Raw genomic sequence first — 18,048 nt, forward strand, 5'->3', positions numbered from 1 at the left:
CCGGCTCCGGGTGAAGAGTGGGTGAAGAGTGGTGAAGAGTGGCGTAAGCTCTTCACTCGTGCAAGTTTCTAATTTACAGATATTTATGTCCTTCCGGTGAAGAGTGAAGAGTGCTTTTGAAAGTGGCTTACTATTCCGGCGGATTGCAAAGACGGATGCTCTCGCCAATAAGCCATGGAAGCCATCTTTTGGGCATTGACTTTCTTGTGATAATCGTTCAGTTGTATCTCCATCCATTTATGTATTATGTAGTTAGAATATTACGTTTGCAAACGTTACGACTATTTTCAGAAAATACCAATGATTTAGGGTAAAATATTAAAGAATTGCTCATTTATAGCTTACTTGTGTGCCTAAACATTAATTTTCTTAGAAAAAACTTATTTAAAATGATACGACTTTCAGAAATAATCACTACCTTTGCATTCGAGTTGGAGCGGCATGAAAAGACTTGCCGTGATGAAGACTCAATTTAATATAGAGCGTTTTGATATTATCCAAGGACTGAAATGTGGAAGTTTCAATACTTGTTTGGATAATGGCAATCCAGCTCACGCATAAGGATTATTGTACCCTTTTCTGAAGGGCATAATATATCTCATAGCGTGGGCTATTGTTTCATTGTCAACAAGTAGGTCCTTCCACAACCTCAGTCCTGGCATATAAGCAATAGTTCCCACGCTTTTCCTTTTATTAACCGCTTACTTCTGGGAAACAGTTGGCATATTTGATTGATTAATTCGAAAGTATGAAAAGTGATTATGGCGTAAAACTATTTTCTTTTGCAATTTTAGTTGTTTTTGTTCTTAATTCCTGTGAGTTAAAGCGTAGATTAGAAGATAAGTTTTTCGGAAACGACAAACATAAAGAGTCCTCTTCAATAATAACAATTCAAAATGACAATTGTGACAAAACGGCGGGACTCTGGCATTGTCCTTATTGTGGGATGTACTTAAACCCATTCGATGTAAACATAGTTGATCATAAGCAGAAAAAATGTCCAGATTTAACTTCAACTAAACATGAAAAGGATGCAGATGATATCTATCATGAAGCTTATGAAAAAGGAAAGAAAGATGGTTTTGATGAGGGATATTCTAAAGGCAGGAATGAAAATGATTTTTAAAATATAATAGATATGGATGATAATTATGGATGTTTAGTAGGTGTGGTATTTGGTTTCCTTTTCGGAATACCTATTGGTATAGAACATGGAAGTATTTGGTGGTTTGTTGGATGTATTTTAGCAGGTGGAATTTTCGGAATGCTATTTTGTAAGTAAGTGAGCAAAATTAGTTTACATAAAATATTTATTGTCTTTTTCCGTTTTATATACAATGGGAAAGCCAAAAGTATTGGAGTTGACAGAGGTGGAACGCCTCGCACTCGAAAAAGGATTTCGCTTAGGCGAAAAGCACTGCTTCCGCATGCGTTGTCGTGCTGTGTTACTGAAAGCAGACGGACTGTCTTCTGCAGCAGCGGGTGTGCAAACGGAAATGAGCCAGGTGAGCGTAAACGCTTGGGTAAAACGTTTCAAGTCCGAAGGAATCGACGGATTGAATACCCGTTCAGGCAGAGGTCGAAAACCTATCATGGACTGTTCGGACGAGGATGCAGTGCGTCGGGCAATAGAGCAAGACAGACAGAGCGTGAGCAAGGCAAGAGCGGCATGGGAGCAAGCCTCGGGCAAAGAGGCAAGCGACTCAACATTCAAACGTTTTTTATCAGCATTGGCGCAAGATATAAGCGAATAAGAAAACGCCCAAGGGGAGTACCCTCGCCGCAACTCTATGAATACAAAGTCGAGAAGTTGCAAGAACTTGAAAGTCAAGCGTCTGAAGGACGTATTAGGCTCTATTATGCTGATGAGAGCCACACTTGTACTGAAGGATATGTCCCTTACGGTTGGCAACTGCAAGGGGAGGATGTTTATGTCCCATCCCAAAGGGTAGCACGACTCAATATATTTGGAATGATTGACCGTGATAACCGTTACAATGGATTCACCACATTCGAAAAGATGACGGCAGATAAAGTCCTCAGTTTCCTTGATGATTTTTCGTTCAACTTGGAGATGGACACTTTTGTTGTCCTTGACAATGCTTCCGTACATAGAAACAAGAAGATCAAAGAACTTCGCCCAATATGGGAGCAAAGAGGACTTTTCCTCTTTTTCTTGCCTCCATATTCGCCACAATTGAATATTGCGGAAACACTTTGGCGTATTCTTAAAGGCAAGTGGATAAGACCACAAGATTATATAACTTCTGACATGCTTTTCTATACCACCAACAGAGCTTTGGCGGATATCGGAAAGGGGTTGTGTATAAACTTCTCTAAACATGTCGCTTAATTTTGATTAGGTACTTAACAGCAAATAATATGTTTTAAATGTTTATGTTGTTTGGTGTTGGCTTTATTGTTAATTATGTTGAGTAACAAAATAAAGGGTGAGGCATGAGGCTTCACCCTTTATTTTTTTGAATAGTTCGGAGAGTATTTCTTGTAAGTATCTAATCCATTCATATCCGATTTAAAGATAATGGTATCAATGAAGTAGAAGTTGCAATCATCACCAACCAAAACATTGTTTGGCACGGCATCAAAGATGTCGTGAATGCCATTGGTGAAATATTCTCCATTATCTTCTGCGTGAAAACCGATGCGCTCAAACTCTGCCTTGATTTCTTCGGGAGTAGCTTCCCTCGCATTTACAACAAGCTGTTGGCGAAGGACAGCACAAACTTTTCCATCTCGATTCTGTGAGAAACCGATGAAATTGTAGGCGCAATCAGGAAAGTATTGGTTATGGGCAGGAATGCGTTCAAAGAAAGGAGTAAGGTTGTCGTCTGAATAACGGAAGTCGTTAAGTTTATAGACGTGTATTCCATCATAGGCCATATAAACCTCGTTCTCTGAACCTCGGTCAGAGAACACACCTAATGATTCCGGATCTTCAATCCAGCAATCATTCTCCTTAGCCCAGTCTTTTAGCCTTGCAATTTGGACTCCCTTGCAAGCCGTTGTTCCCGCAAGCGCTTGAATTGAGCTAAGCACTCCTCCAGCGAAAGCGGATGCTCTCGCCAATAAGCCATGGAAGCCATCTTTTGGGCATTGACTTTCTTGTGATAATCGTTCAGTTGTATCTCCATCCATTTATGTATTATATTGTTAGAATATTACGTTTGCAAAGTTACGACTATTTCCCGAAACTTCCAAGGCTTCGCTTGATTTTCTTCATAATTTGCCTTTTTGCCGATAACATTCCTGGTGATAGAACCTCCTGTTCCAGCATATCCAATGCTATTCTTAACTCTTCGAGGAGTTCGGGATAGTACTTCATCTGCTCGTAGGCGAGTTTCATGCAGTAGCAGCGGATGGCGTAGGGTTGTGAACAGGCGGTAATCTTGGCGATGCAGAAATCGATGAAATCGGAACGGAGTGATTCTTCCTCGAAAGGCTGACGGAGAAGGAGTTGGAGCATCAGGCGGCGCTTGGTTTCATTCTTCTCTACGAGAACTCTATCTATCAGGTCATCGTGCTTCTGAAAGAGCCACGGGTTGTTGGCTTCATCGAAATGGCTTAAAGCCCAAAGCGCATTGAACGATACCCGGTCGTTTTCATCGAAGGTGAGCTGGTAAAGCTCTTCCTTTAAACAATTATTCTCTTTGCCTTGCGTCTGAAGGCAAAGAGAATAAATATCGTTTATGCTTAATCTGTTTATGAGTTGATTCCTCATCATTTCAGTTCTTATAACTTCTTGTTTCAGCTCTTATAATTTCATAAGATGCTTTACTTTCTAAAGAACTTACCCACTACCGGCAGACTCTTCAATGGGAAATCCTTCTTCACGAGATAAGCGGCGAAGATGAGGATGAGCACTGTGTTGATGAGGCAGGCAATTCCACTGGAGAAATATCTGTTAGCCTCGGTCATTCCGGCGAAGAGGATGAGGGAGAGAACCACATAAATCATAATCTCTTTCACCGGATAGTTGATAGGATACTTCTTCTGCCCCACGAAGTAGGAGAGAATCATGGCTGTTCCATATCCTGCGAAACCAGCCCAGGCACAGGCGATGTAACCATAGATAGGTACGAAGATAACGTTGATGGCAATCAATACCGCACAACCGATGCCTGAGAAGTAAGCACCCCAGATGGTCTTGTCGATGAGCTTGTACCAGAAACTGAGGTTGAAATATACTCCCATCATGATTTCGGCAGCCATTACGATAGGCACTACCTTCAAACCATCCCAGTAGTCGCGACCGATGATGTGGCGCAATACATCCAGATAACCTACTACCACCAGGAAGGCGAGCAGGGTGAAGATGACGAAATACTTCATCGCCGAAGCATAAGTCTGTCGGTTGTCCTTATCCTTCGCCTTGCCGAAAACGAACGGCTCATAAGCATAGCGGAAAGCCTGGGTTATCATCGCCATGATCATCGCAATCTTGCTGGCTGCTCCGTAGATTCCGAGCTGCGTATGCGCATCGCCCTTCTCATAGATGTAAGGGAAGAGAATCTTATCGGCTGTCTGGTTCAGAATACCGGCAATACCAAGTACGAGGATAGGCCAGCTGTAGCCCATCATTTTCCTGACGAGCACCTTACATTCGCTCCAGGAGCATTTCTCGCCCATGAATCCTTCCTTCAGTTCCTTGTAGAAACAGAAGGTGATGGATGCGGTGCAAACCAGGTTGATGTAGAAAGCATAACCCACATCGTGACCATCCATGATGACGTAGTAAACCAGGTTGAGCGCAATGTTCAGACCGATGAAGAGCAACTTGAAGGCAGCAAACTTCAGTGGGCGCTTCTTGTATCTGAGGTAAGCGAACGGGATGCACTGGAAGGCATCAATAGCCACGGTTACGAACATGGTCCATACATAAGCCGGATGGTCTGCGTAGCCCATCGCATCGCTCAAAGGCGTGATGAAGAGGAATACCAGGGCGATGAAGAGTAGGGAGGTGAAGCCCACCATGCTCAATACCGTGTGATAAACCTTTTCTGAGTTTTCTCCCTCCTTGTTGACAAAACGGAAGAAGGTGGTCTCCATTCCGTAGGTCAGGATAACGAGGAGTAACGCCGTATAGGCGTACATGTTGGTGATGACACCATAACCACCACTTGCGGCGCTGATCTTAGCCGTATAGAGTGGTACAAGCAGATAGTTGAGGAATCTGCCGATGATACTGCTCAAACCATAGATGGCGGTATCCTTTGCGAGTGATTTTAAACTTGCCATTATCTTTGATGTTAATTATCCGAAGAATAAATATGCTATAGCGATTGCTGCGATGACTCCTGCCAAATCGGCGAGCAAACCGCAAGCCACGGCGTGACGGGTATTCCTGATGCTTACGCTTCCGAAATATACTGCCAATATATAGAAGGTGGTGTCGGTGGAACCCTGGAAGATGCAGCTCAATCTGCCCACAAACGAATCAGGACCATAGTTCTTCATCGCCTCCAGCATCATGCCTCGTGCACCACTTCCCGATAGCGGTTTCATGATGGCGGTAGGCAGGGCACCTACGAAATCGGCATTCAAGCCGCATTGTTCTACCGACCACGAAATGCCTTGAATCACCATATCCATCGCTCCCGAAGCACGGAACACGCCGATGCCCACAAGGATAGCTACGAGATAAGGGATAATCTTCACCGCAGTAGTAAAACCTTCCTTCGCTCCCTCGATAAATGCATCATAAACATTCACCTTCTTCCAGAAACCAGCCAGGATGAAGCAGAGGATGATGCCCAGGAGAATCATGTTAGAAGCCAAGGTGGTAACCGTGTTCATCGTATCCTTATCCATCTGTCCGAATCCCCAAATGATGATGCCTACGAAGGCGCACATTCCCAACAGAGTAGCGAGCAATACCGGCTGCAGGATGTTGATGCGCTGCCAGAGCGAAGTGATGATGATGCCGGCAAGCGTAGCCACGAGCGTAGCCATCAGGATAGGGATGAAGACATCCGTAGGCTGGGCTGCACCATAGGAGGCACGGAAGGCGAGGATGGTGGTAGGGATGATGGTGAGTCCTGAGGTGTTCAGAACCAGGAACATAATCATCGGGTTCGTCGCCGTATCCTTCTTCGTGTTGAGTTCCTGCATCTGCTGCATCGCCTTCAATCCTGTAGGTGTCGCAGCATTATCGAGTCCCAACATGTTCGAAGCGATATTCATGAAGATGCTTCCCATCACCGGATGGTTCTTCGGAATATCAGGGAAGAGACGGGTGAAGACCGGGCTGAGCGCTCGGGCCAACACATTCACTACTCCCGCCTTCTCTCCAATCTTCATGATGCCAAGCCAGAGGGCGAGCACGCCCGTCAGTCCGAGAGAAATCTCGAAGGCATTCTTGGATGAGTCGAAGGTGGAATCTACAATCTTCTGGAAGATGGTCGTATCTCCCATTGCCAATCCGATGAGTGCGAAGATGAACGCAATCACGAAAAATGCTATCCAAATGTAATTTAAAACCATATAATCTGATGCTGCGACCTAAGAATCGCACATTCTCTTATTAATTAATGTAATATTTCTAAAACGGCTGCAAAATTACAATAATTTTCTTGTTTAGCGATGCTTTTATACTTTTTTAATCTCCCTTTTTATCTGCTTTCAGAAAATGGTATTATCTTTGCGCCCCAAATTCTAAAAAACAGTAAGTAGATTTATACAAAAACATTATTAAGGAAGCAAAGGACTTCTGTTATATTTTATAGTATGGGCAAGAATGAGAGAATAAATAGCGAGCAAGAGATGCCCGCTGAAGCGAATAAGGATCATTCCGCTGATGCGGATAGAGTAAAGGAAGTATATAAGGTGACGATAGCGGGAAGCATCATCAATGTGGTGCTGCTCGTATTGAAATTTGCTGCTGGTATCCTCGGACATTCGGCAGCAATGATAGCGGATGCCATCCACTCGCTCACCGATTTCGCTACCGATGTGGTGGTACTGGTATTCGTAAAACTGGGCAATAAGCCGAAGGATAAGGACCATGATTATGGGCATGGCAAATACGAGACGCTTGCCACAGCCATCATCGGCATTTCGCTCTTCGTGGTGGGTGTGATGATCTGTTATTCTGGTGTTACCAAGACCTATCGTGCCATCTGCGGCGAGACACTCCAGCAGCCGGGCGTTGTAGCCTTGATTGCAGCCATCGTAAGTATCGTGATGAAGGAGTGGGCTTATCAGTTTACGGTAAAAGCCGGAAAAAAATATCATTCCGAGGCTGTAGTGGCAAATGCCTGGCATCATCGCAGCGATGCTTTATCGAGTATCGGAACGATGTTCGGTATTGGTGGTGCCATCATCCTGGGAGAAAAATGGGCGGTGCTCGATCCGCTGGCTGCCATCATCGTGAGTGCCTTCATCATCAAGGCTGCCTGGGGACTGGTGATGCAGTCTGTGAAAGAACTGACGGATGCCAGTCTTTCAGAAACTGAGGAAGATGAAATCCTGAAGATTGCAAATGAAGAGCAGGGAGTAGGAGAGATTCATAACCTGCGTACCCGTCGCATCGGAAACAAGATTGCGATAGAGATGCACATCCGCATGCCGGGTTCTCTCTCGCTTTATGAGGCTCATGAGCATGCTACCCATATCGAACGAAGATTGAAGCAGCACTTCGGCGCAGATACCCATGTGGGAATCCATCTCGAACCGATTAAAGTGAATGGAAAATATCAGAAACCGGAATAAACGGAAAAAGTCTTCAAGCCATTTTGGCTTGAAGACTTTTTTGTTTTATATTACCAGCCGAGATTTACGCTGGCTCCTGCCATAATCCACAAACCTGGCTGCTTAACGGCTGTGAGGTCGTAATAGCGGTGGCAAGTGATATTATCTGCTTTCACGAAGATATTGTATTTCTTCTCATCCCACATCAGCTTGCAATCCACCTTGGTGTATGGATGATAGCCATTCATTCTCTGCTGCCATCTTACGCTCCACGATGCTGAAAGCTTGTTCCAGATCTGATGATCCAAACCGAATACAGCCTTGTGCTTCAGATACTCCAATGCATAGAGTGATTTCAGGATGTTGGTCTCGGTCTTATGATCCTGATAGATGTAAGCATAACCCAACTTGATGCGGGTAATGAAACAGTTTGGTACCAACTCTCTCATGTAGATAGTAGCATCTACGTTGTAGCCCATGTTGTTGAGCTTTCCGATGTTCATTACATGATACTTGCTGTCATTCTGCTCGGTCACGGAAGTCTGAACCCAGTCAATCATGTTGGTGCCGTGCGCATAGAAACCGCTAACGGTTGCGGCAAAACCTGTCTGGCGATACTGAGTTCCTACCTTGAAGGTGGAGTTTTTCTCTGGATTCAGATTGATGTCGCCCTGCTGCACCACATTACTTATATATAAATCGGTGTAGGTAGGCATTCTCAGAGCCTTGTTCCAGGAAGCGTAGAACTTCCAGTTGTCGTTAGGACGATAACTCATATCCACACCCGGATAGAAGCGGAAGTCGTTGTCAAGACCGGTATTCTTGTTTGCTAAGACACCAGCCGACAAGGTGAAGCCGCCGAAGATGAAGTTGTGCTCCAGCATGATGTTGGTGTTGGTGCGCTCACCCTTTCGGGTATATTGACGGTCGGAACCCGAAATATCCTTATAGTCTTTCTCTGCGAGTTCCTCACCCAATGCAGTAGAGTAGATGCACTCCTTGCTGATGTCGAAGCCTACCGCAGTCTTACCCAAAGCCCAAACCACGTTGGCATTCAGACCACCACCATAAACATCGAGGTCGTGATAGTTCTCGCCTGCTGCAGCTCCAGCCTTTCCACGAATCAACTGATAGTGATCCTTGAAATTGTTATAATAGAATTGAGGCGCAATCTCCCAGGTCTTCTCCTGGTTGTGCAGACTCAGGTTGAGCGAAGCCATACCGTGGTCTGTCTTCTCATATTGGTTGTTATATTTGGCGCTGTAGAAAGTGTTGGCACCATAGCTTTGGGTTGAGATACCCACCTGGGCATTGATGTCGAAGCGCTGGTCGTAGCTCAGGTTAACCTGTCCGAAACCTTGTCCTTTCTCGAAGTCGCTGTTGTCTGTTCCTCCGTCCGAACGCTTGTAGCCTCCGCTGGCAGAGTAGGCGTGTGTCCACTTGCCTTTGGCATAAGCCGTCTGCACACGTCCCTGTGCTCCGAAACTTCCAAAGCTTCCGCCTTCTACACTTGCAGATACTCCATCATTCTTAGCCTTCTTGGTCACGATGTTGATGGCACCGTTGAAGGCTGAAGTTCCGAATACGCGCGATGCTGCCCCCTCGAGCACTTCGATGTGGTCGATGTCGGCAAGAGCTACAGGAAAATCAGAAGCATTGTGACCAGTCTGTGGATTGGAAATGTTGACACCATTCAGGAGAATGGTAATCTGGTCAAAGGTTCCACCATTGATGGAGATATCCGTCTGAACACCAAAGCCACCACGCTGACGGACATCCACGCCGGTAGCTAATTTCAATACATCGTTGATAGTCTGCGCAGCCGCACGATGAATATCGTCGCGGGTAATGACAGACACAATCTTAGGTGACTGCTCTACAGTCATCGGCGCACGAGATCCGGTAACGCTCACCGCATCTAGCTCGTAAGCCTTTCCGCCCTTGTAGAGAGTAGAATCAACCTTGGCTCCCTCTGTGCTTATGCCTGCTGCCTTAGCATGGCTCAGGGTAGCAACGCTGAGAGCGCCAACAAGTACCTCTCTTCCCAAAACTACGAAGAGTGAGTAATTCTTGTTAGAGAATCGGTTGAACTTCAAGCTGTTGCGCTTGTTGAAAATTGTTTTGTACATTAAATAAAATGTTTATAAATGATTAATAATTCGAAGCCGCAAGCCTGCACGGTTTTCGGCATTCGGGGTGCAAAGGTAATGCCTTTCCTTGAAATGACAAAGCAAAATATGATTTATTTTTATCCTGCATGTAAAGATTTAATTTAAATCAAGAGCGGCTTGCTATATTTGGCGGAAAAGGGGTTAAAAAAGGCGTTTCCCGCCAATTATAAGCGTATACTTGGCGGAATGTGGGTTAAAAAATGTATTTTCCGCCAATTATACCGATTGTTTTTATTATCTTTGCCCCTAGTTTAAAATGTAGAATCATCAATTAGGGAGGATTATAATATGTTGATAGGCAGAAAGAAACAACAGGCTGAGTTGCTGGAAGCTTATAATTCCGATGACTCAAGATTCGTTGCGTTGTATGGAAGAAGACGTGTGGGAAAGACTTATCTCATCAAACAGACGTTTAAGGATAAGTTTACTTTTTCTCATTCCGGTCTTGCTAACGGGTCTTTGCAAGAGCAACTATATGGTTGGCGTTCTTCTTTAGAGAACGCAGGATATGCTGCGCCTTCTACCCCCAAGCATTGGCTGGAGGCTTTCGATATGTTGAAGGAGCTTATTCGCCAGTCATCAGCGAAGAAGAAAGTTGTTTTCATCGACGAAATGCCTTGGATGGATACGCCTAGGTCTAAGTTTGTCACGGCTTTGGAGTTTTTCTGGAATGGATGGGCTTCCATGCGAGACGACATCCTGCTCATTATTTGCGGTTCTGCTACATCCTGGATTATCAATAAGATCTTCAGGAATCATGGCGGACTTCATAATCGTGTGAACTATCAGATATTCCTGGAGCCTTTCACCCTTCACGAGTGTGAGGAATATAGCGAGGCTATGGGCTTGGCTTATTCTCGATATGATTTGCTGGAAGCCTATATGGTGATGGGTGGTGTTCCCTATTATTGGTCTTTGATGCAGAAGGGCAGGAGCTTGGCGCAGAATATAGATTCTCTTTTCTTTGCACCTCAGGGGCTTTTGCATTATGAGTTCAGGGAGTTGTATGATTCTCTCTTCCGTAATTCTGATAAATATATAGATGTGGTAAGTATCTTGGGGAAGAAGTTAGGTGGAATACGTAGAGAGGAGATTGTGTCTGGTTTGGGAATTGCGGATAATGGCAATCTTTCCCGAATCTTGGAAGATTTGGAGCATTGTGGCTTTATCGTCCGTACCAATGCCTATGGTGCCAGGAAATATAATGCCATCTATCGCCTGATGGATAATTTCTCTTTGTTCTTCCTGAAGTTCATGCAGGAGAACAAAACCGATGATCCTTCGTTCTGGTCTCATAATTATACTTCGCCTCTCCGGTATTCGTGGTGCGGCTTGGCTTTCGAGCGGGTATGTTTCCAGCATATTTCTCAAATCAAGCAGGCGCTTGGCATCTCGGGCGTTGTTACCAATACGTATTCCTGGCAGGTGAAAGATGATCCGGTTTATGGTGCAGGAGCGCAGATTGATATGCTGATAGAGCGAGCCGATAATACGGTCAATATCTGCGAGATGAAGTTCTCACAGAATGAGTTTGTGATAGATAAGGATTACGATGCAGTTCTTCGTCACAAGCTCTCCCGCTTTGGTGCTTCCGTTTCTCATCGTAAGGCGATTCATCTTACGATGGTTACCACCTATGGGGTAGCTCATAATGCCTATTGGAATAGGGTGCAGAGCGAGGTTGTGGCAGATGACCTGTTTAGTGAATAATTGTAAAAATGGGCGATTTTTTACCCATATCTCATAAAAAAACGTAGATATGGGTAAAAAATCGCCCATTTTCGTTGTCTGTTAATAACTCTAAATAGGTGAATTTGAAACAAAATAGCTTTATTTCAGTTTCCAATTTTTCCAGCTATTGCCAATGTTGGGAGAAACTAGGATGGAAGGTGATTGTAGCTTGCCATTGGTAACCACGGATTGGCGTCTTACTTGTGTTTGAATATAATCGCCAAGTTCGCCTAATGTAACATCTCCTTTCGTTTCTTGAAGTTTCTTCAAGAGATAGTAAGTGAAGAGACCATGTCCTTCCTCTTTGTATGGGTAGGCTGTCTCATCTCCTTGGGCGGCTGTGATGGTAATCATGTTGCCTTTGGGGGAGCTAGCTTTTGTTTTGATAACAACACCACGAGCTGCGGTGAGCATGTTCCCGTCACGATTGGTTCCACTGAAGCAGGCGTCTAAAAATATTATGACAGATTTTGACGTTACATTTCCTAAATTGTTGTAAAGGTTGGTAAGAGAATAGCCAGTGCTGACATCAGAACCATAACCGTCAATTGGGAGCAGGTATGCAGTCTTACTTTGTTCGTCAGGGATGCCGTGACCTGCGTAGTAGAAGATAATTTTTACATCTCCTTTATATACGGATATGATATCTTGAAGCCATTTTATTTCGTGTCGCATCTCGTTGAGTGTCGCATCCGATACTGTATGGATATTCGTCTTTGGTACTCCTAAAGTTTTGTGGCAATATTGTTCAAACGAGTTTCCGTCATTACCTGCAAATGGGACGCTAGCTTCTTTTTTGTAGTTCTCGTTGGCAATGATTAGTACAAACGTGTTTTCATTCTTTTGAGGTGTTGTAGGGATTGTAGTATCAATATCTGATATTCTATGATTATTGCCTTCCGATGTTTCTGTACTTGAAAAAGGCGTATTTACGACAGTTGGGGCGACTTGCTGTACTATGGTAATGTTGTTGGTGACATTGGGGATGTATTCGGGGACTTTTTGTTTAGTTTCATTTTTTTCGTTAATGCTCAATAAGTACTTCTCAGGATGTTTCAGTCCTTCGTTGTATAAATCAACGATATTGGGCAGTTTACAGACTCCACCTTTCTTGTTGTAGCGAGAGAGCCACTCCTCACTTTTGGTGTAATCCTTTTCGCCAGATAAGCCTTTCTGATAAAAAAATGCAAGATGATACATTGCGTCAGGAAGTCCTCTTTCTGCGGTTTTTCGGTATAGTTTAAAGGCTTCTTGGTAGTTCTGCTTTACCCCGATACCATTTTCATAGCATCTTCCCATAAAAAACTGAGCGTTGACATCATTTTCTAAAACAGATTTCTTGAGTTCTTCAATTCCATGAAGAATGTAGCCTTCTCTAATTGATTCAATGGCAGATTGGGTTCGGGAACTCATGGATTGCCCAAATAAGCCGATACTGTTTAAGAATAATAAAAATATAGTAAGCGTTTTGTCCATGTCCTTCATTATTTATGGACTTAACCCCCTGTTGCCAAAAACGTTTGGTAATAGGGGATTAAGTGCATTTTATTTTGCTTGCATTGTCTTGTTGATATCATCAACAAAATTCATTTCTCCCCAATCGGAATTTTCGCCGTCAAACCGATATACGGATTCATAATATTTTCGGTCAAGCGGAGCGTTAGTTCCAGTAAGGGCATTTCTGAGTGTACCTTTCAGGTATGAAGAAAAGCTCTTGTCAGCTTTGGAAGGGCTAGGACATACTAAAGTGAATGTACCCTTCTTGTAATTGCCTTCCCAGTCAGAGAATAAACCTGTTGGCTTTTGGTTGTCTTTCTCAAAAGGCCATTCTGCTTTTATATGAATGATAGCAGGCTTTTGTTCTTTTACTCCAAAGCCTTTCTTGTTTTTGACGTCTTCAGGCATTTCTACATAGTAAGGAGCCAATATAACATCGCTGACCCATGTGGAAAGTTGGCAGTTAGTCCAATCTTCTGTTCTCTTGTTGAAAGCATATGCTATGGAAGCGGAGATTGTCTGGATACTTTCGTCTTCTGTAAGATGGCATGATGCAGCTCCTATGTAATGCTTCTTTTTGGGGTCGGCTGCTTTGGCTTTTTCCGCCAAATCGTTAAGTACGTTGAATAAGTTTTTGTCAGCCTTTGTTAATCCGCCACCTTTGACATTCCCAAAGAAATCTGTACTGAGAGGGGTTTCTGTAGTTGTGTAATTTCCCCAGACAAAAGGTGTCAAGCTACGTATGAAAGTTGCGTCTTGTTTGTCGCCAAGCGAAGGCGCAATGGTGAGGAATACATCTGTAGAAGTTGTTATTCCCTTTTTGGATTTCTTGCTTTTGCCTTGGTTCTCATCATACATAGGGCTGGAATTGCCGTTGATGCCGATGAAACACTGTGATAAATCCAAGAAAATAGTTTTCTTGGTCTTGTTGGTTGCATACAAGGAACCATTGATAATTTCTAACTTGATGTTGTCATCTTCGATGGAAGATTCTGCATACGCATAAATCAATAAATTGCGGTAGGCAGTTTTTAACTTACTTTTTGCAGATACTCCCAATGAAAAGAGACCGCATAGAGTTAACAGAAAGAGAATTCTTTTCATATAATTGTTAAAAATATATGCCAACGACTCCCCAATTGGCGGTTACTATATTTATATTATGTATATACATAAAAAAACGTGGAGCCAGCCCTGATGCTCGTTCCACGATTCGTAGGCTCTCGCATTGCCCAAGTTGTCGAAACGAGCAATGCTGAAAGCCCCACGTAGATGTGTATATAATTCCTCCTCCCTACCAACGAGCATATTGCTCGAAGCCAAAGAGGGCTGTATATAATACACCCTGTAGGGCGTCCCCATTGCTTTGTTCTTGACAACTTTATTGGAATTTGCGAGATTCACGAATCGTCAAAACCAAAGCGTACAGTTACGCCTTAATATGTATATGTCGCCCCGACCTCCTGCCCTTTGGGGGCTTTCTGCAAGGGTTACGGTTGCAAAGATAGTGATAATTTCGATAAGTTGTATCAAAAAATGGAGATTTTTTTTTATGAATGCAAAACTTTTCCGCTTTTTATTTGTTTTTGTAGATTTTTGCAATTACTTTTCACCACTCTTCTACCTGATGCAATCTTGATACCCTACTAATATTTTCTGCGATTTCGATATTTTCTCGTCGAAACATTCGCTTTTTCAGATTATTCTTGTATCTTTGCAGGTGATATGCGGTGTTAGGCGATGATTTGGCATGGCTTTTGTAGAATGCTGCAATATTTCATTAATTAAAATATACAGAGAAAGGAAAAGATAAAATGGAGAAAATCAACGTAAAAGAACTGAATGATAATGTCTTCGAGACTATTGGTAAGGAGTGGATGCTGGTTTGCGCCGGCAACAAGGATAAGTTCAATATGATGACTGCTTCTTGGGGCTGCCTGGGATGGCTATGGAACAAGCCGGTGGCTGTGGTATTTATCCGCCCGGAACGCTACACCCACGGCATCATCGAGGAGAATGAATTCATGACCCTCTCTTTCCTCGGCAATAGCGAGGAGGCTCGAAAGATCTATAACTTCTGCGGCTCCAAGAGCGGTCGCGATTTGGATAAGGCAAAGGAAACAGGATTGACTCCTGTGGAAACCGATAACGGCAGCATCGCCTTTGAGCAGTCACGACTCACTCTGGAATGCCGCAAACTCTATAAGGACAACATGACGGCGGAGAAGTTCCTCGATAAGGACCTTCTGCAGTGGTATGGTGCCAAGGGTGGATTCCACGATGTCTATGTCGTGGAGATTACCAATGCTTATACAAAGTAATAATTCAAATATGGCTCAAGAACAGACAGCAATTCGTGAACGCCAGAAAACCAGGCTCAAGGAGCCGGGGCGTTACGTGGTAATGATGTTCAACGACGACTTTACACCGATGGATTTCGTGGTAGAAATCCTCGAATCCATCTTCTTCAAGTCGCAGGCTGAGGCTGAAGCAATCATGCTCAAGGTTCATCACGAAGAGAAAGCCGTGGTGGGCACCTACAGCTATGACATCGCCAAGAGCAAAGTGGAGAAAGCTATGGAGAAAGCCCGTACGCAGAAGTATCCCCTGAAGCTCACTTATATGCCAGAATAAAGAAAGGAAAATATAGAATGGATAGTATGGGATTAACCCGATATATGAGTGTCTTGATGGATGATGCCATGAAGCAGGCTCGGTTTTTCGACCACGAGTTCGTAATGCCCGAGCACATGCTTCTGTCATTGCTCCGCCAATATGCCTTCTGCCAGGCTTTGCAGGAGGAAGGTGTGGATAGCATCAAGATGCATGAGGACTTGGTGGGATGGCTCGCCAAGCAGGAGCGTGTGCCTGAAAATATCAAATATCTGCCTGAGCCTTCGTCGCTCTTCAAGACGATGTTTGGTACGGCTTGCGCCTTGGCTGCTGCCGCTGACCGAAAACTCGTGAACGTGCCTCATTTCGTACAGGCAATGTTTGGCTTGCAGAACTCTGAAGCTGCATTCCTGTTGTGCAAGAATGTGGGCGACCGTCAGGGCGAATTCCTGGCGAGTGTGGATAGCTATTATCCGCTCGAAAATGAACCAGGTGATGAAACCCTGATGATGGGTGATGGCTACGATGAGGATGACTATGATAACGATTATGATGATGATGAAGAGGAAGGCAGAAGCCGACAGCCTCAGGATTGGCACCAGTTGGTTACCTGCATCTCTGATCAAGTGGAGGAACATAATCCGCTCATCGGCAGAGAGCAGGAACTGGATAGAACCATCCAGGTGCTCTGTCGTGCCGAGAAGAACAATCCGCTCCACATCGGTGAACCGGGCGTAGGTAAGACCGCCCTGGTTTATGGCCTTGCCAAGCTCATCAACGAGAATCAGGTACCCGAGCGCCTCAAGGGCGCACGCATCTACGGTATGGATATGGGACAGATGCTTGCCGGTGCCCAGTATCGTGGCGACTTTGAAAAGCGCATCAAGATGGTGATGGAAGGAGCCGTGAAGGAAGGCAACACCATCATCTATATTGATGAGATTCATAATATGATAGGTGCCGGTCGTGGTTCTGATGGCGGACCGGATGCTTCAAATATGCTGAAGCAATATTTGGAGGCTGGCGACATCCGATTCATTGGTTCCACCACCTACGAGGAGTTCAACCGCTACATGGCTCAGAGCAAGGGCATCGTGCGCCGGTTCCAGCAGATTGACATCAAGGAACCTACCGAGGAGGAGGCGATCAAAATATTGGAGGGTTTGCAGTATAAATACAATAAGTTCCACAACGTAACTTATCGCAAGGATGCCCTGGAGTATGCCGTTCGTGCCAGTGCCAAATACATCAGCAACCGCTGTCTGCCAGACAAGGCCATCGACCTGATGGATGAGGCGGGTGCTTATCTGGAGGTGCATCCGGTAGAATCTCGCCAGCGCTCTTACGTTACCAAGTCAATCATCCAGCAAATTCTGATTAAGGTCTGCAAGATTGATGCGGCTGCGATGAAAGATGAGAATAACGATGCTTTGGCTACGCTCCGCCAGCGCATACTCGACAAGATCTACGGTCAGGACAAGGCTGTGGATAAGGTGGTTGAGGCTGTGATGATGGCGAAGGCTGGACTGGTGGATGATGACAAGCCGATGGCTTCGCTGCTCTTCGTGGGTCCTACGGGCGTGGGTAAAACCGAGGTGGTTCGTGTTCTGGCAAAGGAACTCGGTATCGAGCTGGTGCGTTTCGATATGAGTGAATACACCGAGAAGCATACCGTGGCTAAACTCATCGGTTCGCCTGCCGGATACGTGGGTTATGAAGATGGCGGTCTTCTGACCGATGCCATCCGCAAGACACCAAACTGCGTGCTCCTGCTCGATGAGATTGAGAAGGCGCATAGCGACATCTACAACATCCTGCTGCAGGTGATGGACTATGCCCGATTGACCGACAACAAGGGGCAGAAGGCAGACTTCCGAAACGTTATCCTCGTGATGACTTCCAATGCCGGAGCGCAGTATGCCTCCCAGGCAAGTGTAGGTTTCGGCGGTAATGTTACCCGTGGTGAGGCGATGCTGGCACAGGTGAAGAAGACCTTCAAGCCAGAGTTCATCAACCGACTTTCTGACACGGTGGTGTTCAACGATATGGATAAGCACATGGCAGAACTGATTCTTGCCAAGAAGCTTCGTCAGCTCGATGCAAAGTTGGCAGCAAAGGGAGTTTCTATTACGCTTACCGATGCGGCAAGAGAGAAGATTCTGGAGTGGGGCTTTACCAAGGAATATGGAGCCCGCGAGATGGATCGTGTCATTGGCAACCGCCTGAAGCCAATCCTGATGAAGGCTCTGCTCTTCGGCAAGCTCAAGAAGGCTGGCAAGGGCTGCGTAGATTTCGATGGTAAGGAATTGGTGATTAATTGTTAGAAAGC

The 18,048-nt window shown here is 44.8% G+C and carries 17 protein-coding genes; 9 read left to right on the forward strand and 8 right to left on the reverse strand.

Translation table 11 applies throughout. The features are described from left to right. Positions 1-83: 83 nt before the first annotated feature. Complete coding sequence (locus tag CFT61_RS17065; RefSeq protein ID WP_176425625.1) at positions 84-233, reverse strand: hypothetical protein; 150 nt, start codon at positions 231-233, stop codon at positions 84-86. Positions 234-748: 515 nt separating this feature from the next. On the opposite strand from CFT61_RS17065, the gene CFT61_RS14505 reads away from it, so the two are divergent. The 4 genes from CFT61_RS14505 (at position 749) to CFT61_RS14515 (ending at position 2,353) form a co-directional block, all read left to right on the forward strand. Next, positions 749-1,126: a hypothetical protein gene (locus tag CFT61_RS14505; RefSeq protein ID WP_089545116.1), complete on the forward strand. Its 378-nt coding sequence runs from the start codon at positions 749-751 to the stop codon at positions 1,124-1,126. A 12-nt stretch (positions 1,127-1,138) separates the two neighbouring features. Then, entirely contained in the window at positions 1,139-1,282 is a 144-nt protein-coding gene (locus CFT61_RS17070) for a hypothetical protein (RefSeq protein WP_176425626.1), read from the forward strand. A gap of 160 nt (positions 1,283-1,442) precedes the next feature. Continuing rightward, positions 1,443-1,754: a helix-turn-helix domain-containing protein gene (locus CFT61_RS14510; RefSeq protein WP_254918997.1), complete on the forward strand. Its 312-nt coding sequence runs from the start codon at positions 1,443-1,445 to the stop codon at positions 1,752-1,754. Continuing rightward, a complete protein-coding gene (locus CFT61_RS14515) occupies positions 1,670-2,353 on the forward strand; it encodes an IS630 family transposase (RefSeq protein WP_142990650.1) in 684 nt (227 codons plus the stop codon). The genes CFT61_RS14510 and CFT61_RS14515 overlap by 85 nt, the downstream gene beginning before the upstream one ends. A 119-nt stretch (positions 2,354-2,472) precedes the next feature. Here the strand turns inward: CFT61_RS14515 and CFT61_RS14520 are convergent, their stop codons facing one another. The 4 genes from CFT61_RS14520 to CFT61_RS14535 are packed head-to-tail and all read right to left on the reverse strand — an operon-like array spanning position 2,473 to position 6,501. Continuing rightward, complete coding sequence (locus CFT61_RS14520; RefSeq protein WP_089545117.1) at positions 2,473-3,156, reverse strand: hypothetical protein; 684 nt, start codon at positions 3,154-3,156, stop codon at positions 2,473-2,475. Between the two features lie 43 nt (positions 3,157-3,199). Beyond that, positions 3,200-3,742 carry a hypothetical protein gene (locus tag CFT61_RS14525; protein ID WP_254918998.1) on the reverse strand — a complete coding sequence of 181 codons (543 nt, stop codon included), beginning with the start codon at positions 3,740-3,742 and terminating at the stop codon, positions 3,200-3,202. A 50-nt stretch (positions 3,743-3,792) separates the two neighbouring features. Then, complete coding sequence (locus tag CFT61_RS14530) at positions 3,793-5,256, reverse strand: oligosaccharide flippase family protein (RefSeq protein ID WP_089545118.1); 1,464 nt, start codon at positions 5,254-5,256, stop codon at positions 3,793-3,795. Between the two features lie 15 nt (positions 5,257-5,271). Beyond that, positions 5,272-6,501, reverse strand: a complete 1,230-nt coding sequence (locus tag CFT61_RS14535) for a nucleoside recognition domain-containing protein (RefSeq protein ID WP_089545119.1) — start codon at positions 6,499-6,501, stop codon at positions 5,272-5,274. Between the two features lie 243 nt (positions 6,502-6,744). On the opposite strand from CFT61_RS14535, the gene CFT61_RS14540 reads away from it, so the two are divergent. Then, positions 6,745-7,728 carry a cation diffusion facilitator family transporter gene (locus CFT61_RS14540; protein WP_437176832.1) on the forward strand — a complete coding sequence of 328 codons (984 nt, stop codon included), beginning with the start codon at positions 6,745-6,747 and terminating at the stop codon, positions 7,726-7,728. A gap of 50 nt (positions 7,729-7,778) precedes the next feature. On the opposite strand, the gene CFT61_RS14545 is transcribed toward CFT61_RS14540, so the two are convergent. Next, a complete protein-coding gene (locus tag CFT61_RS14545; RefSeq protein WP_089545120.1) occupies positions 7,779-9,836 on the reverse strand; it encodes a TonB-dependent receptor plug domain-containing protein in 2,058 nt (685 codons plus the stop codon). A 330-nt stretch (positions 9,837-10,166) separates the two neighbouring features. On the opposite strand from CFT61_RS14545, the gene CFT61_RS14550 reads away from it, so the two are divergent. Continuing rightward, positions 10,167-11,588, forward strand: a complete 1,422-nt coding sequence (locus CFT61_RS14550) for an AAA family ATPase (RefSeq protein ID WP_089545121.1) — start codon at positions 10,167-10,169, stop codon at positions 11,586-11,588. A gap of 120 nt (positions 11,589-11,708) precedes the next feature. On the opposite strand, the gene CFT61_RS14555 is transcribed toward CFT61_RS14550, so the two are convergent. Beyond that, positions 11,709-13,085: a caspase family protein gene (locus CFT61_RS14555; protein WP_176425628.1), complete on the reverse strand. Its 1,377-nt coding sequence runs from the start codon at positions 13,083-13,085 to the stop codon at positions 11,709-11,711. A gap of 69 nt (positions 13,086-13,154) precedes the next feature. Then, positions 13,155-14,210: a hypothetical protein gene (locus CFT61_RS14560; protein WP_089545123.1), complete on the reverse strand. Its 1,056-nt coding sequence runs from the start codon at positions 14,208-14,210 to the stop codon at positions 13,155-13,157. 710 nt (positions 14,211-14,920) lie between these two features. Between CFT61_RS14560 and CFT61_RS14565 the strand changes: the two genes are divergently transcribed. The 3 genes from CFT61_RS14565 (at position 14,921) to CFT61_RS14575 (ending at position 18,043) form a co-directional block, all read left to right on the forward strand. Beyond that, the gene (locus CFT61_RS14565) at positions 14,921-15,427 is read left to right on the forward strand and encodes a flavin reductase family protein (protein ID WP_089545124.1); all 507 of its coding nucleotides are present in this window, start codon (positions 14,921-14,923) and stop codon (positions 15,425-15,427) included. Between the two features lie 10 nt (positions 15,428-15,437). Beyond that, positions 15,438-15,740, forward strand: coding sequence for an ATP-dependent Clp protease adaptor ClpS (locus tag CFT61_RS14570; protein WP_089545125.1), 303 nt, complete (start codon positions 15,438-15,440; stop codon positions 15,738-15,740). Between the two features lie 68 nt (positions 15,741-15,808). Continuing rightward, entirely contained in the window at positions 15,809-18,043 is a 2,235-nt protein-coding gene (locus CFT61_RS14575) for an AAA family ATPase (protein ID WP_437176833.1), read from the forward strand. The last annotated feature ends 5 nt before the right edge of the window (positions 18,044-18,048 follow it).

It is taken from the genome of Segatella copri (assembly GCF_002224675.1).
Taxonomy (GTDB): Bacteria; Bacteroidota; Bacteroidia; order Bacteroidales; family Bacteroidaceae; genus Prevotella; species Prevotella copri_U.

What these genes read in the sequence shown, in the direction of transcription:
- CFT61_RS14555 (WP_176425628.1), bottom strand. Translation starts at nt 13,085, where the DNA reads ATGGACAAAACGCTTACTATATTTTTATTATTCTTAAACAGTATCGGC.
- CFT61_RS14570 (WP_089545125.1), top strand. Translation starts at nt 15,438, where the DNA reads ATGGCTCAAGAACAGACAGCAATTCGTGAACGCCAGAAAACCAGGCTC.
- CFT61_RS14520 (WP_089545117.1), bottom strand. Translation starts at nt 3,156, where the DNA reads ATGGATGGAGATACAACTGAACGATTATCACAAGAAAGTCAATGCCCA.
- CFT61_RS14565 (WP_089545124.1), top strand. Translation starts at nt 14,921, where the DNA reads ATGGAGAAAATCAACGTAAAAGAACTGAATGATAATGTCTTCGAGACT.
- CFT61_RS14545 (WP_089545120.1), bottom strand. Translation starts at nt 9,836, where the DNA reads ATGTACAAAACAATTTTCAACAAGCGCAACAGCTTGAAGTTCAACCGA.
- CFT61_RS14560 (WP_089545123.1), bottom strand. Translation starts at nt 14,210, where the DNA reads ATGAAAAGAATTCTCTTTCTGTTAACTCTATGCGGTCTCTTTTCATTG.
- CFT61_RS14575 (WP_437176833.1), top strand. Translation starts at nt 15,809, where the DNA reads ATGAAGCAGGCTCGGTTTTTCGACCACGAGTTCGTAATGCCCGAGCAC.
- CFT61_RS14505 (WP_089545116.1), top strand. Translation starts at nt 749, where the DNA reads ATGAAAAGTGATTATGGCGTAAAACTATTTTCTTTTGCAATTTTAGTT.
- CFT61_RS14535 (WP_089545119.1), bottom strand. Translation starts at nt 6,501, where the DNA reads ATGGTTTTAAATTACATTTGGATAGCATTTTTCGTGATTGCGTTCATC.
- CFT61_RS17070 (WP_176425626.1), top strand. Translation starts at nt 1,139, where the DNA reads ATGGATGATAATTATGGATGTTTAGTAGGTGTGGTATTTGGTTTCCTT.
- CFT61_RS14540 (WP_437176832.1), top strand. Translation starts at nt 6,745, where the DNA reads ATGGGCAAGAATGAGAGAATAAATAGCGAGCAAGAGATGCCCGCTGAA.
- CFT61_RS14550 (WP_089545121.1), top strand. Translation starts at nt 10,167, where the DNA reads ATGTTGATAGGCAGAAAGAAACAACAGGCTGAGTTGCTGGAAGCTTAT.
- CFT61_RS14515 (WP_142990650.1), top strand. Translation starts at nt 1,670, where the DNA reads ATGGGAGCAAGCCTCGGGCAAAGAGGCAAGCGACTCAACATTCAAACG.
- CFT61_RS17065 (WP_176425625.1), bottom strand. Translation starts at nt 233, where the DNA reads ATGGAGATACAACTGAACGATTATCACAAGAAAGTCAATGCCCAAAAG.
- CFT61_RS14525 (WP_254918998.1), bottom strand. Translation starts at nt 3,742, where the DNA reads ATGATGAGGAATCAACTCATAAACAGATTAAGCATAAACGATATTTAT.
- CFT61_RS14530 (WP_089545118.1), bottom strand. Translation starts at nt 5,256, where the DNA reads ATGGCAAGTTTAAAATCACTCGCAAAGGATACCGCCATCTATGGTTTG.